This is a genomic window from Geomicrobium sediminis (assembly GCF_016908595.1).
Taxonomy (GTDB): domain Bacteria; phylum Bacillota; class Bacilli; order Bacillales; family Marinococcaceae; genus Geomicrobium_A; species Geomicrobium_A sediminis.
Window position 1 is genome coordinate 69,364 of the sequence record NZ_JAFBEC010000013.1, and the last position, 14,638, is coordinate 84,001.

At 40.5% G+C, this 14,638-nt stretch carries 11 protein-coding genes and 1 other annotated feature; of the genes, 9 read left to right on the forward strand and 2 right to left on the reverse strand.

Annotated elements, in window-relative coordinates:
- Positions 1 to 35 precede the first annotated feature (35 nt).
- Entirely contained in the window at positions 36 to 758 is a 723-nt protein-coding gene (locus JOD17_RS17715) for a YaaC family protein (protein WP_204699343.1), read from the reverse strand.
- A gap of 170 nt (positions 759 to 928) precedes the next feature.
- On the opposite strand from JOD17_RS17715, the gene guaB reads away from it, so the two are divergent.
- The 9 genes from guaB to opp4C all read left to right on the forward strand — a co-directional run bounded on the left by guaB (position 929) and on the right by opp4C (position 12,120).
- Complete coding sequence (gene guaB / locus JOD17_RS17720; RefSeq protein WP_204699359.1) at positions 929 to 2,386, forward strand: IMP dehydrogenase; 1,458 nt, start codon at positions 929 to 931, stop codon at positions 2,384 to 2,386.
- Positions 2,387 to 2,532: 146 nt separating this feature from the next.
- Positions 2,533 to 3,879 carry a D-alanyl-D-alanine carboxypeptidase family protein gene (locus JOD17_RS17725; RefSeq protein ID WP_338028825.1) on the forward strand — a complete coding sequence of 449 codons (1,347 nt, stop codon included), beginning with the start codon at positions 2,533 to 2,535 and terminating at the stop codon, positions 3,877 to 3,879.
- Between the two features lie 53 nt (positions 3,880 to 3,932).
- Positions 3,933 to 4,160, forward strand: a binding site (T-box leader).
- Positions 4,161 to 4,201: 41 nt separating this feature from the next.
- Complete coding sequence (gene serS / locus JOD17_RS17730) at positions 4,202 to 5,473, forward strand: serine--tRNA ligase (RefSeq protein WP_204699344.1); 1,272 nt, start codon at positions 4,202 to 4,204, stop codon at positions 5,471 to 5,473.
- Between the two features lie 233 nt (positions 5,474 to 5,706).
- Positions 5,707 to 6,156 (forward strand): Lrp/AsnC family transcriptional regulator, encoded by a 450-nt coding sequence (locus JOD17_RS17735; RefSeq protein WP_042358023.1) that lies wholly within the window; start codon positions 5,707 to 5,709, stop codon positions 6,154 to 6,156.
- A 189-nt stretch (positions 6,157 to 6,345) separates the two neighbouring features.
- Positions 6,346 to 7,383: an ABC transporter ATP-binding protein gene (locus JOD17_RS17740; RefSeq protein ID WP_204699345.1), complete on the forward strand. Its 1,038-nt coding sequence runs from the start codon at positions 6,346 to 6,348 to the stop codon at positions 7,381 to 7,383.
- Entirely contained in the window at positions 7,346 to 8,365 is a 1,020-nt protein-coding gene (locus JOD17_RS17745; protein ID WP_204699347.1) for an ABC transporter ATP-binding protein, read from the forward strand. Before JOD17_RS17740 ends, JOD17_RS17745 begins: the two co-directional genes overlap by 38 nt.
- A gap of 98 nt (positions 8,366 to 8,463) precedes the next feature.
- The gene (locus JOD17_RS17750) at positions 8,464 to 10,170 is read left to right on the forward strand and encodes an ABC transporter substrate-binding protein (protein ID WP_204699349.1); all 1,707 of its coding nucleotides are present in this window, start codon (positions 8,464 to 8,466) and stop codon (positions 10,168 to 10,170) included.
- Between the two features lie 66 nt (positions 10,171 to 10,236).
- Entirely contained in the window at positions 10,237 to 11,184 is a 948-nt protein-coding gene (locus JOD17_RS17755) for an ABC transporter permease (RefSeq protein ID WP_042358019.1), read from the forward strand.
- A gap of 48 nt (positions 11,185 to 11,232) precedes the next feature.
- Positions 11,233 to 12,120: an oligopeptide ABC transporter permease gene (opp4C, locus tag JOD17_RS17760; RefSeq protein ID WP_204699361.1), complete on the forward strand. Its 888-nt coding sequence runs from the start codon at positions 11,233 to 11,235 to the stop codon at positions 12,118 to 12,120.
- Between the two features lie 109 nt (positions 12,121 to 12,229).
- Here the strand turns inward: opp4C and JOD17_RS17765 are convergent, their stop codons facing one another.
- Complete coding sequence (locus tag JOD17_RS17765; RefSeq protein ID WP_204699351.1) at positions 12,230 to 14,398, reverse strand: malate synthase G; 2,169 nt, start codon at positions 14,396 to 14,398, stop codon at positions 12,230 to 12,232.
- Positions 14,399 to 14,638 lie beyond the last annotated feature (240 nt).

Below are 14,638 nucleotides of genomic sequence, written 5' to 3' on the forward strand. Positions count from 1 at the left end.
CCAGTTAGACCCTCAACCATACAGTTGAGGGTCTTTTACATTGTTATGAGGCCCTTTAATGTTTCTTCACGAATTAACGTACGAATACGATTTCCTGCTTGTTGTAAATACAATTCAATCAAAGGCACGTCTTGAGACAAGCGACTTGTAATTAGTTCACCCCACCACTCACTCTCATAACGGCTAATCATGCTCAAGTTGTATAACAGCATGTGGTGTGTAAGTAATTCAGGAACAATCGTCGTGTTTTTCGGCGGGATAATTCGTGCATCGTGACGAATGATTGATTCCATATCGTGTAGTTGAATGAATAACTCGGACATTTTAAAACGTGTTCCTTCTTCGATGGTGAGCTGAAACATTTTTGAAGAAAGTAACGGAAAAAGCCCGTTGCGTTGTGTTTTTACTTCATCGTCAATAAAACGGTAATCTTTCTTTTTCCGTTTTCTCGTACTAAGTCCATGCGCAAGCACGGATGTTGTTTCTGGATAGGAAGGTTGGTAAAATAATATAATCGCTTTTAAAAACTCTGTGAATCCGTAATAAAGAAGCAAAGGTTGAATGTGAAGATCAGCAGATTCTTGCGTATTTAAGAGTCGTTCTCCTTGTAAGAACCGGTGAAGAAACGGTAGAGTATTTTGATAAGCGAAAGAACTAGCCTTTTTCTCTTCATATCCAGTTCTTATGTAATAACGAAGAAGACTTTTCTGAAGAGGGTCGACTGCTAGAAAAGGTCTGACATCATTTAGCGGGTTCATACAAGTTTTTCCTTTCAATTTATTAGAAAGTTAGAACTTCTTGTTCGCACCTAAACATTGCGTAAAAACGTGATAAAATAGGAAAAATACATTCTACAATCTTTAGCATTACTATCCCCGTTTTAGCGAAGAATACACGTGAAATGACCAGAAAGGGTGAAGCTTCAATGATGAGAGAAGACAAGTTTGCCAAAGAAGGACTTACGTTCGATGACGTTTTGCTTGTACCGGCCAGATCTGAGATTCATCCGAGAAATGTAAACATTTCAACACAATTAACGAAGAAGCTTCCACTGAATGTGCCGATTATTAGTGCGGGAATGGACACAGTTACGGAAGCTGGTATGGCGATCGCCATGGCCCGTGAAGGCGGTTTAGGCGTTATTCACAAAAACATGAGTGTCGAAGAACAAGCAGAAATGGTAGACCGAGTAAAGCGCTCGGAGAGCGGTGTAATTACCGATCCATTTTTCCTAACGCGTGATCGTCAAGTGTTTGATGCAGAGCACTTGATGGGTAAATTCCGAATTTCTGGTGTTCCAATCGTTGATGAAGATCAGAAGCTAGTCGGGATCTTAACGAATCGTGATTTACGTTTTATCGAAGATTACGCAATTCTTATTGATGATGTCATGACGAAAGACAATCTTGTGACAGCGCCAGTTGGAACGACACTTGATGAAGCAGAACAAATTCTACAAAAGCATAAAATTGAAAAGCTTCCTCTTGTCGATGAGGATATGACGTTAAAGGGACTTATTACGATTAAAGATATTGAGAAAGCGATTGAATTCCCTCACTCAGCGAAAGATTCAAAAGGTCGTTTGCTTGTAGCTGCAGCTGTTGGGGTATCTAAAGATACGAACGTTCGTGTTAAAGCTCTCGTTGAAGCAAGTGTCGATGCACTTGTTATCGATACGGCACACGGTCACTCTAAAGGAGTTCTTGATACGGTTTCTGAGATCCGTAAAGAGTACCCGGATGTCACCTTGATTGTCGGTAATGTTGCAACGGCTGAAGGAACGAAAGACCTTATTGAAGCTGGAGCTGATATCGTTAAGGTAGGTATTGGACCAGGCTCAATCTGTACGACTCGTGTCGTCGCAGGTGTAGGTGTTCCACAAATTACAGCAGTTTACGATTGTGCAAGAGAAGCTGCTAAACACGATGTACCGATCATTGCTGATGGTGGTATTAAATACTCTGGAGATATCGTGAAGGCTCTTGCAGCAGGTGCTTCAGCAGTTATGCTCGGAAGCATGCTTGCAGGGACAAGCGAAAGTCCAGGAGAAACAGAAATATACCAAGGTCGTCAATTTAAAGTATACCGAGGTATGGGTTCACTCGGAGCGATGGAAAAGGGAAGCAACGACCGTTACTTCCAAGAAGAAAACAAAAAGTTTGTTCCAGAAGGGATCGAGGGTCGCATTGCTTACAAAGGTCCTCTAGCGGATACCCTTTATCAAATGACGGGTGGAATGCGTGCTGGTATGGGTTACTGCGGTACAGAAAGCCTAGCAGCACTTCACGAATACGGTCAGTTCATTAAAATTACGAGTGCTTCTTTAAAAGAAAGTCATCCACATGATGTTCAAATTACGAAAGAAGCTCCGAATTATAGCGTATAGTTTTCATTTCCCGGGAAATTTCCCGGGTCTTTTTTAGATTAAAAAGGGACAAATTAAGAACTGTCTACAGGCATCTATTTTTTACGGTTCATCTGTGGTAAAATTACGTCTGGATTAGACAAGATCACCAAGGGGTGTTAGTTAACGTGATAAGTACATATATGAAACGATATACATATAAATCAATGACTGCATTAACAGCAGCTGCCTTACTCGCTACAGTTGCCATTACTCCAGCATCAGCACAGGAACCGTCAATTGATGCGGAAGCATCTATTCTCGTTGATATGGAAAGCGGCGTCGTTCTATACGAAGACAATATTGATGAACAATTACCGGTAGCAAGTATGTCTAAGATGATGACAGAATACCTCGTTAATCGTGCGATTGAAGCAGGAGAGTTATCGTGGGATCAAGAGTTAACGGTTACCGATGAAGTAGCCTTATTATCACAAGACAGAACCTTATCAAATGTGTTTTTACGTACGGATACGACGTATACTGTAGAAGAAATGTATGAAGCGATGGCGATTTACTCAGCGAACGGCTCAACAATTGCGTTAGCAGAAGCCGTAGCAGGTAGTGAAGCAGCCTTTGTTGATCTGATGAATGAAACGGCTGAAGAGTTAGGCCTTACGAATACACACTTTGTTAACTCAACAGGGTTAAACAATTCGAGTATGCAAGGGTTCCACCCTGAGGGTACTGATGAGAATGCTGAGAATGAAATGTCAGCAAGAGACACGGCAACACTTGCTTACCACGTGATTACCGAGTATCCGGAAATTCTAGAAACAGCGAACATTCCTTCCTTGCCGTTCCGTGAGGGAACGAATGATTACGTTGAAATGACGAACTGGAATTGGATGTTACCTGGGCATTTATTTGAGTATGAAGGCGTAGATGGGTTAAAAACAGGCTCAACTTCGCGCGCAGGAAGTGCATTTACAGGAACGGTTGAGCAAGACGATACCCGTTTATTGTCTGTTGTAATGCGAACAGAAGATAACTCAGCACGTTTCCAACAAACAAAAGTACTCTATGATTATGGGTTTGATACGTATGAAACGGCTGAAATCGTAGAAGAGGGTCAACAAGATCCTGAAATGTTAACGATTGAAGTTCCAAGTGGACGAGATCAAGAAGTAGCCATTGCCACGGCTTCTAACATTGAAGTGCCCGTCTCATCTGGAGATGAAGAGAATTTTGATGTTGAATTTACGATTGCAGCAGACGTGCTTAATGAAGATGGCACGTTAGATGCACCTGTTGAAGCAGGAACGACTGTAGGGTATGCAACAATCTCTTATGCTGGTGAGGAAGACGTTGAGTACCTTAATGAAAAATTAGAAAACCAAAACCGAGTACCAGTTGTAACACAACAAGACGTTGAACGTTCCAATTGGTTCGTACTTTCCATGCGAGGCATCGGTGATTTCTTCTCGGGGCTTTGGGGACGTACAACTGACATGATTGGTGGATGGTTCTCGTAAAATTAAAATCATGCTATAATGAGTAAATCATGAACAAATGGTCTACACTATGAATAAAAACGTTGACGGGCAATAGTATTAAGCGGAAGTTTCTCAGAGAGCCGGTGGTCGCTGCGAACCGGTAAACATTCGGTTAAGAATCCAGCCTTGAGTGAAGAACGGAACGAGAAATGTTGTTTCTTAACTAAGTTCTTTCGTATTCCCTGCGTTATTGGGCTTGAGCTGGTTGGTCTTTTGTAGACCAACAATGAGGGTGGCATCGCGGTTTAACCGTCCCTGTTTTTACAGGGGCGGTTTTTTATATTTTAAAGGAGGTATGGCTATGTTAGATATGAAATACATTCGTCAACATGTAGAAGAAGTGAAAACCAACATTAAGTCTCAAAGTGGCAATCCAGAAGAAGTTGATCGCACCATTACGCTTGATGAGAAACGCCGAGAGTTAATCGTGAAAACTGAGGAACAAAAGCAAAGACGTAACGAAACTAGTAAGCAAGTTGCAGAGAGAAAACGTGCGAAAGAAAACGCTGATGATTTGATAGCAACAACAAAAGAAATTGGTCAAGCAATGAAGCAATTTGACGAAGAATTACGAGGCGTCGAGGAAGAACTTAACCATTTACTGCTAACAATTCCGAACCTCGTTCATAAAACTGTGCCGATCGGTGAAAGTGAAGAACAAAACGTAGAAGTAAAAACGTGGGGAGAACCTAAAACGTTCGAATTTGAACCGAAGGCGCATTGGGACTTAGCAACAGAGCTTGATATTATTGACTTTGAACGAGCAGCGCGTACGACGGGAAGCCGATTCGCGTACTATAAACGTGGTGGAGCTAGGCTAGAGCGTGCGCTTATGCAGTGGATGATGGACTTACACGCGGATGAGCATGGGTATATTGAAACGTTACCACCGCAAATTGTTCATCGTGATAGCATGATTGGTTCTGGACAGTTGCCGAAATTTGAAGAGGATGCGTTTGCACTCGAAGATGGACCGTATTATTTAATTCCAACTGCAGAAGTACCGGTCGTAAACCTTCACCGTAATGAAATTCTACATGGTGATGACCTTGATCTTAAATATGTTGCCTATAGTCAATGCTTCCGAGCTGAAGCAGGCTCTGCAGGAAGAGATACACGTGGGATTATTCGTCAGCATCAGTTCAGTAAAGTCGAGCTCATTATGTATACGAAGCCTGAGGATTCTTACGAAGCGTTAACGAAGTTAACGGGGCATGCAGAACGCGTATTACAAGAACTAGAACTTCCTTACCGTGTGTTAGATCTATGTTCTGGTGATATTGGTTTTACAGCTGCAAAAACGTATGATCTTGAAGTATGGTTACCGAGTTATGGTAGCTATAAAGAAATCTCTTCTTGTAGTAACTGTGAAGACTATCAAGCGAGAAGAGCAAACATCAAATTTAAACGAGAACCAAAAGCACAAGCAGAGTATGTGCATACGTTAAATGGATCTGGTCTTGCAGTTGGTCGTACGATTGCTGCAATTATCGAGAATTACCAACAAGAGGACGGGACGATTCGTGTTCCGAACGTATTAATTCCATATATGGGCGGTAAAGAAACGATTTAACGATAAGAGCGCACAAACGTGCGCTCTTATTTAATATGAAAAAAGTCGTAGTTTAATAATCAGTATTGCGACGTTCTAAAGAAAATACTTGTATGAAAAAACCATTGCATAGATTGCCGGCACACCGTATAATAAGTCTAAATTATTCTACGAATTCAATAGAAGATGCACTCTTTTCTAACGATTGCGTAGTGAATATTTAAAATAATATACGAAATCGATGTGATGGGCGAATGGAACTTGATACAATGGATTTTAGAATTTTGGCTCTTTTGCAACAAAACGGAAAGCAGTCGTATAGCGAAATTGCCCGTCTTCTTGATGTTAGCGAAGGGACGGTTCGTTCACGTGTTAATAAGATGCTAAAGGAGGATGTATTTGAATTTATCATTCATACGAATCCGAACAAGGTAGGTTTAAACGTACAAGCCATTATCGGACTTGAAACACGATTAGGAAAGCAAGATTCAATTGCTTGCCAGTTGCAAGGTCACGGATCTGTACGATTTATCGGTGCGTTTTCTGGTAAACACGATCTAATCATCCAAGCTTACTTCAAAAATAACGATGAGCTCGTCTCATTTGTGAACCAAGATCTATCAGAAATTGAAGGAATTATTAGCGTTGATGTAAACGTTGAATTAAAGCAGTATAAAGATACGTTTTCGTATATTGATCGCTAAGATTGTTACGAATTGTGACAATATAATCTCAAAAATATTAAAAATAGACTAAATAAAACGTTGCATCATTGAAATCCTGCCCTTATAATGTTCAGTAGTTTCATTGTCATTCGTACAAGGGCACTTGTTACGCATTTCTAATTATCTATCAATTCAATAAAGTATAAAAATACATACAGATCTAACTGAATGGGGGTGCATACTTTGGGGCAAGAAACAGTTATAGAACTTAAAGACGTAACGACATCATTTTTCAGCCGTAAACAAGAACTAACCGTCGTTGATCGTGTTAGTTTTTCAGTTGAAAAAGGAGAAACAGTAGCAATTGTAGGGGAATCAGGCTCTGGTAAGAGCATGACCTCGCTCTCCATTATGCAACTCGTCCCTGCACCAAATGGTAAAATTACAAACGGGGAAATTATCTTTAATGGTGAGGACTTACTTAAGAAATCGAAAAAAGACATGCATAAAGTTCGGGGGAACGACATCTCAATGATTTTCCAAGAGCCGATGTCGTCATTAAACCCGGTTTATACAATTGGTGAACAACTTCGCGAACAATTGATGTATCATCAACCTTTATCGAAACGTGAAGCACATGAAAAAGGAATTGAGATGTTAGAGATTGTCGGTTTTGCCCGAGCTCGTGAAATGATGCGTGAATATCCGCACCGTTTATCTGGAGGAATGAGGCAACGGGTCATGATTGCGATGGCACTTAGTAATAACCCTAAGTTGCTCATTGCCGATGAACCTACTACTGCATTGGATGTAACCGTACAAGCACAAATTCTCGATTTGATGAGAGGGCTTTCCAAAGACTACGATTCTTCAATCATTCTCATTACCCACGACCTCGGAGTTGTGGCAGAACTTGCACAACGTGTTGTTGTCATGTATGGGGGTCAAGTAGTTGAAGAGGCGAAGATTGACGAAATTTTTGACAAACCTCTTCATCCGTATACAGAAGGACTTTTGAATTCCATGCCGAAACTAAACGATGAACAGACTCGCCTACAATCTATTCCTGGTTCGGTACCGACGCCTGATAACTTTCCTAAAGGATGCCGCTTTGTGACTCGTTGTCCATACGCAATGCAAGTGTGTACGGAAGAACAGCCAACATTACTAGAGAAAGAAACGGGACATAAAGTACGCTGTTTTCTACATGAGGAAGGAGTCGGTAAGGATGGGAACATCGATCGTCGCTCAAAACAAACCCAATGAAAAAATTCAGCATTCTGAAAAAATTCTTGAAGTCAAGAATTTAAAAAAGTATTTTCCGATAAAGGCAGGAGTTCTCCAACGTACTAAAGGTCATATTAAAGCTGTAGATGGTATTGATTTTTTTATCAGAAAAGGTGAAACTTTCGGTCTTGTCGGTGAGTCTGGTTGTGGTAAATCAACTGCCGGAAGAACGATTACTCGCTTGTATGAGCCAACAGAAGGAGAGATTTTTTTTGAAGGGGAAAATATTACTTCAAAGAAAGAAAGACACCTTTTCAACTTACGGCGAAATATGCAAATGGTTTTTCAAGATCCGTATTCATCGTTAAACCCTAGAAAAACTGTAGGGACGACCTTAATTGAGCCATTGAAAGTGCATCGAATGTATAAGACACATAAAGAATGTAGGGAGTATGCACAATCCATTCTCGAAAGAGTAGGGTTGAATCCATCGTTTATCAATCGTTACCCTCACGAATTTTCAGGTGGGCAGCGACAACGTATTGGTATCGCTCGTTCACTAGTTTTAAATCCAAAGTTAATCGTAGGTGATGAACCTGTATCGGCACTAGATGTGTCAATTCAATCACAAGTTTTAAACCTACTAAATGATTTACAAGATGAATTTGATCTTACTTACCTATTTATTGCACATGATTTAAGTGTCGTTAAGCACTTTTCAGATCGAATTGGTGTTATGTATCTCGGAAATATGTCTGAGGTAGCAAACAAAAAAGATTTATATGATGAACCATTACATCCATATACTCAAGCATTATTATCAGCAGTCCCACGTTCACACCCACGTGAAGTAAAGAAGGAACGTATTTTATTAAAAGGGGATATACCTAGTCCAGCTAATCCACCGACTGGCTGTGTATTTCATACACGCTGTCCGTTCGTTATGGACCATTGTAAAGAAGTAACACCTGAGATGAAAGAAGTACGTCCAAATCATTTTGTTGCTTGTCACTTACATTAATAAAGCTTTATTCCAGATGAGGGGGGATCTTTCTACAACGTGAGGTCGTATGGTCGTCGAGTACTTATTATGATCATTAACTAAAGGGGGATTTTTTAGTGGTAAAGAAAACACAATGGTTGTTTTTAGTAATGATTTTTACAATGGGGATGTTACTTGCTGCTTGTGGAGGTAGCGATGAAGGCGCAGAAACAGGCGCTGATGAAGGAACTGAGCCTGATACAGAAGAAACAGATGGTGAAGATGTAGAGGACATTGATGATGAAAATGGAGACTCCGCTGCAACTGGAGAACCTGTTGAAGGTGGCGAAATCATTGTTGGTTCAGATGCTGAACCGAACGGTTTAACACCTGCTACGGTTTCAGATACAGCATCGCGTGATGCTCATGACCTTGTACATGCTGCCCTTTATCGTCAAACAGTAGAGGGATTTGATGTAGAACCAGATGTTGCAGTTGATTTACCGGAAGTTTCTGAAGATGGTTTAGAGCAAGTTATTGAACTGCGTGACGATGTGTTTTTTAGTGATGGTGAGCAACTAACAGCAGATGATGTTGTCTTCACTGTAGGTATTTATCTTATGGAAGATTATGCAGGTACATCGACGACTTTATTCGAGCGTGTTGAGAATGTAGAAGCAACTGATGAGTATGAAGTTACGTTTACGATGAGCGAACCAGATGCTGCATTAACAGCTTCTTTAGAGCAAGCCCCAATTGTTCCAGAACATATTCTTGGAGATCTCGAGACGTATGCAGAGATCGAAGAGCATGAAGCGAGTACGACAGATGCAGTTATCGGTGCAGGTCCTTACGTGATGACGGACTGGACAGTAGGTCAATATATTAACTATGAGGCACGTGATGATTATCACAATGAAGGCCCATATATTCAAAATATTACATGGCGTATCGGGGATACAGATGCTCAACTAGCGATGTTACAAGCTGGAGAGATTGATATTATGAATGCAGCACCGCAAGATGTGGTAACTGTAGAATCAATAGATGGTTATAATTTGGCAGAAGAGCCACAATTCGGCTACAACTACATTGGTTATAACCAACGTAATGAATTATTTGAGTCCGCAAATGTTCGTCGTGCGTTAACGATGGCGATTAATCGTGAAGCAATCATTGACGGAATTATGGATGGTCACGGAACAGTAGCAGAGTTCCCACACAGTCCAGAAGGTCCAATTTATTCTGATGAGATTGAGTCGATCCCTTTTGATCAAGAAGGAGCACTTGAACTTCTTGCTGAAGAAGGATGGGAACAAAATGACAGTGGTCAACTCGTTAACGGTGATGGTGATGTATTTGCATTCAGTCTATTAACGAACTCTGAGGCACTTGTACGTACAGATTGGATCGTAGCAGTACAACAAATGCTTGGAGAAATTGGTATAGAGGTAGAGACTGAAACAATGGAATTTGGTGCTTATTTAGACCGTATTAATCCTCCTAATTGGGACTTCGATGCCATAGCAGGTGCTTGGAGCCTATCACTTGATCCAAATATGGAATCATTATTCCATTCTAGAAATATTGAATCAGGTCAAAATAACATTGCCTATGAGAGCGAAGAATTTGATGAGTTATCAACAGATAACCGTGCAATCTTAGACGTTGATGAGCGTATGGAAACGTTGCAACAAGCAGCAATGCAAGTAGCAGAAGATCAAGTTTATACGTTTATGTATTATCCAACAGAATTCCAAGCGTATCGAGACAACATTCAAAACCATAGCTACAACTCAAGAGCAGGTCTGTTCCGAGTTCAAGAATGGTGGATTGAGGAGTAAATCTTCATTCAAGAAGTGAAGAGGGGGAAGCCTCTCTTCACTTTTTTATAAAAGGAGATTTGAATCATGACTACATATATTATTAGAAGGCTATTAATCACAATTCCACTGCTCATTGCAATTTCAATTATTACGTTTGCACTAATGCAATTTGCACCAGGGAGCCCTGCAGTGTTGGATGTCGATCCAAACGTTCCACCTGAGGCTCGCGAGGCGCAAATTGAAGCAATGGGATTAAATGAACCTTTACCAGTTCAGTATGCCCGTTGGATTAGCGGGGTTGTTACTGGAGATTTCGGTAATTCTTACATTACGAAACGACCCGTTTCTGACATGCTTTTAGAACGATTACCAAACACGTTAATCTTGATGACCGCGGCAACGATATTAGCGATCATTATCGCAATTCCAATTGGTATTATTTCAGCGGTTCGTCAGTATACAAAAACAGATTATGCAATTACACTTGTCTCATTTGCAGGTGTAGCTGTTCCAAACTTTTGGATCGGTTTAATGCTTATCATGTTTTTAAGTGTCCAATTTGGATGGTTCCCTGTTGGTGGTGTACAAACCTTAAATGCAGATTTTAATATAATGGATCGAATACATCATTTATTTTTACCTGCACTCGTTTTAGCCACTGCCGATACGGCACAACTTACTAGATATACGAGAACGAGCATGTTAGAAGTGAAAAATCAAGATTATATTCGTACAGCGAGAGCGAAAGGCTTTAAAGAAAGTAAGGTAATACTCAAGCACGGTCTTAGAAATGCTTTATTGCCTCTTATTACGTTAATTGCGATTATGTTGCCGACGTTGATTGGCGGTTCAGTCGTTGTAGAGAGTGTGTTCTCATGGCCTGGATTAGGGGATTTATTTATGACGAGTGTTAATCAACGAGATTATCCAGTTATTATGATTATCACGATGTTAACAGCCGTTCTTGTTGTTATCGGTAACCTTATTGCCGACATTCTATATGCAATCGTTGATCCACGGATCGAGTATTAGGGAGGATTAAAGATTATGGACCAATTACAACATCGAAAACTTGAACCTATGACCCCTAATAATAATCATGATAATCTTGGAAAACATCGTTCGATGCTTGGAATATTCGTTGTTAAGTTTTTTCAAAATAAATTAGCGGTTCTAGGTTTAGTGATGCTCTTACTCATTATCGGTTCGGCAGTATTTGCACCACTACTTGCACCACATGATCCAAACTATCAAATATTAACAGCTCGTCTGCACGAACCGAGTGCTGAATATCCACTTGGAGCCGATCAACTCGGAAGAGATTTACTTAGTCGTTTACTATATGCTGGACAAATGTCTTTACTTGTTGGTTTTGCTGCAATGGCAAGTGCAACATTTATTGGTGCAACAATGGGAGCAATTGCTGGTTATTTTGGTGGGATTATTGATAGTATTATTATGAGAATTGTAGATATTCTTTTTTCATTCCCGAACATCTTTCTAATGATTACGTTAGTAGCGCTATTCCGTCCAAGTCCTTTTTGGCTTATTGTTTCTTTTGCCGTATTAGGATGGATGAGTACGGCAAGGTTAATTCGTGGTGAAATGCTATCTCTTAAAAAACGAGAATTCGTACTAGCTGCAAGAACGCTAGGCATCTCGAAATGGCGCATCATTTTTAATCACATCATGCCAAACGCCATTGGACCATTGATTGTTGCAGCGACACTTGCTGTAGGGCAGTTTATTATTGCTGAATCAACGCTAAGTTTCCTTGGTATTGGAATTAGTCCACCAACGGCAACGTGGGGAAATATGTTAACTGCAGCACAAAATTTAACGATCTTCCAAACGGCATGGTGGTACCCGCTTTTCCCTGGTCTTATGATCTTCCTTACCGTTCTGAGTTTTAACTTTGTTGGAGACGGTTTGCGAGATGCACTAGACCCTCGTGTTGTTGAGAAATAAACACCATCTTTCACTTACAATGCTTTGAAAGAAGCGTTGTAAGTGATTTTTATATGGTTAAATTCCTAAATAAAAACCCGTAACTAGTAGAGCTAGTTACGGGTTTTTATTATTTGACGGCTAATTTTTGTTTGGCTTCTTTTCTTCGTTGATGAAGAATTGGTTCCGTGTAGCCGCTCGGTTGTTCTTTTCCTTTGAAGACGAGATCACATGCAGCCTGGAATGCAACAGAGTCTTCAAAGTTTGGTGCCATATTACGGTATGCTGGATCGTCGGCATTTTGTTCATCTACCACTTTGGCCATCCGCTTCATCGTCTCCATTACTTGTTCTTCATTTGTTAAGCCGTGATAAAGCCAGTTGCACATGTGCTGACTAGATATACGCAGTGTCGCTCGGTCTTCCATTAAACCAACATCATTAATGTCTGGAACGGTAGAACAGCCGACACCGTGCTCAACCCAACGGACGACATAACCGAGAATACCTTGTGCGTTGTTGTTCAGTTCTTGTTGAATGTCTTCTTGGCTATACGTCTCTTTTGTTGTTGGGATTTGTAAAATGTCTTCTAGATAATCGGTATGGTCATCTAGTAATGTTTCTTGAACGGATTGAACGTCAATTTGATGGTAATGCATCGCATGCAACGTAGCTGCAGTAGGGGAAGGAACCCAAGCTGTATTTGCACCTGCGCGTAGTTGACCGCCTTTTTGTTCGATCATTGCGTTCATCAGGTTAGGCATTGCCCACATTCCTTTACCGATTTGGGCCTTGCCTTGGAAACCACTATTTAACCCGTGTTGGACGTTTGATTTCTCATACGAGTTTAACCATGTGCTTCCTTTCATTGCGGCTTTTGGAATGACAGCTCCTGCTTCCATCGACGTATGAATCTCATCTCCCGTACGATCTAGGAAACCTGTGTTAATAAAGACCGTTCGTTCTTTAGCAGCTTGAATACAAGCTTTTAGATTCAAAGATGTTCGACGTTCTTCATCCATGATCCCTACTTTAAGTGTGTAGCGATCTAAGTTTAGAATATCTTCGATCCGATTAAAGAGGCTATTCGTAAAAGCAACTTCTTTTGATCCGTGCATTTTCGGCTTTACGATATAAATCGAACCAGTTCTTGAGTTTTGGAAAGCGTTTGTTTTTTTGAGATCATGGAGCGCAATAAGGCTCGTAATCATTCCGTCCATGATGCCCTCAGGTGTTTCATTGTCATGTTCATCTAAAATTGCGTCAGTCGTCATGAGGTGACCGACGTTTCTAATAAATAATAAGGAACGACCGTGCAATGAAATCGATGCGCCATTTGGACTCGTATAATTCCGATCATTGTTTAGCTTACGGGTGATCGATTTCCCGTCTTTCTCAAATGTCGTCTCTAAAGTACCTTTCATTAGACCGAGCCAGTTGCGGTAAACGAGTACTTTATCTTCTGCATCTACAGCGGTTACAGAATCTTCGCAGTCAATAATCGTCGTAATTGCCGATTCCAAAATAACATCTTTAAGTCCTGATAAATCAGACTTTCCGATTGGATGATTTCGATCAATTTGAAGCTCAAGATGATTGTTGTTATTAAGGAATAATAGAGAAGAAGGATCTTCTTCTGTCCCATTAAACCCAACGAACTGTGATGGTGTCTTTAACGGGACTTGCTTCGACGCCATCGTAGCAATGATTTGTTGTTCTGAAATACTGTAAGATGTAACGTCTTTATGGCTACCATCTTGTAAAGGCAGTGCTTGATCAAGGAATGACTTCGCGTAATCAACGACTTTCTCGCCTCGTACAGGATTGTATGAAGCACCTTGAGTAGCCCCATTTTCTTCTGAGATAATATCGCTTCCATAAAGAGCATCATATAAGCTTCCAAAACGAGCGTTGGCAGCATTTAACGCATAACGAGCGTTGTTAACAGGGACGACTAGCTGTGGCCCAGCTTGGTTTGTAATTTCCGTGTCGACATTTTTAGTTGTAATTTCAATAGGAGCAGTTAGCTCTTCAAGGTAGCCAATGTCTTTAAGGAAATTGACGTATTCACTGGAGTGCTCTTTACCTGATTTTTGTTTGTGCCAGTCGTTTATCTTCTGTTGTAACGTTTCTCGCTCTTGCAGTAAGCTTTTGTTTTCAGCTTGGTACTCACTGAGTAAAAGATCGTATTGTTGCCAAAAGTATTCAGCAGTAATTCCAGTTCCGGGAATTACGTCTTCATTCACAAATCGGTAAAGTTGATCGTCTATTTTTATATTTCCGACTACTTTATACGTCATAAATTCCTCTCCTCTAACTTCAAGTTTAATTTGTACCTTTAGTGTACCGTCTGTTATTCAATAACGGAAATACATATTTGGAATGAACAATATGCTTGTTAGTTATAGTCGATGTAAAAAAAGACATAACACAAATGTGTTATGCCAGATTGTCGAGAAAGCCTTGGTTCTGTGAACCAAGGCTTTCTCTTATGGTCTTTGAATTGGTTCCAATGACGATTTTTTTGGTGAAAAGTATAA

Coding starts and splice junctions, on each gene's coding strand:
- opp4C (WP_204699361.1), top strand. CDS start 11,233: ATGACCCCTAATAATAATCATGATAATCTTGGAAAACATCGTTCGATG.
- JOD17_RS17755 (WP_042358019.1), top strand. CDS start 10,237: ATGACTACATATATTATTAGAAGGCTATTAATCACAATTCCACTGCTC.
- JOD17_RS17735 (WP_042358023.1), top strand. CDS start 5,707: ATGGAACTTGATACAATGGATTTTAGAATTTTGGCTCTTTTGCAACAA.
- JOD17_RS17765 (WP_204699351.1), bottom strand. CDS start 14,398: ATGACGTATAAAGTAGTCGGAAATATAAAAATAGACGATCAACTTTAC.
- guaB (WP_204699359.1), top strand. CDS start 929: ATGAGAGAAGACAAGTTTGCCAAAGAAGGACTTACGTTCGATGACGTT.
- serS (WP_204699344.1), top strand. CDS start 4,202: ATGTTAGATATGAAATACATTCGTCAACATGTAGAAGAAGTGAAAACC.
- JOD17_RS17745 (WP_204699347.1), top strand. CDS start 7,346: ATGGGAACATCGATCGTCGCTCAAAACAAACCCAATGAAAAAATTCAG.
- JOD17_RS17740 (WP_204699345.1), top strand. CDS start 6,346: ATGGGGGTGCATACTTTGGGGCAAGAAACAGTTATAGAACTTAAAGAC.
- JOD17_RS17715 (WP_204699343.1), bottom strand. CDS start 758: ATGAACCCGCTAAATGATGTCAGACCTTTTCTAGCAGTCGACCCTCTT.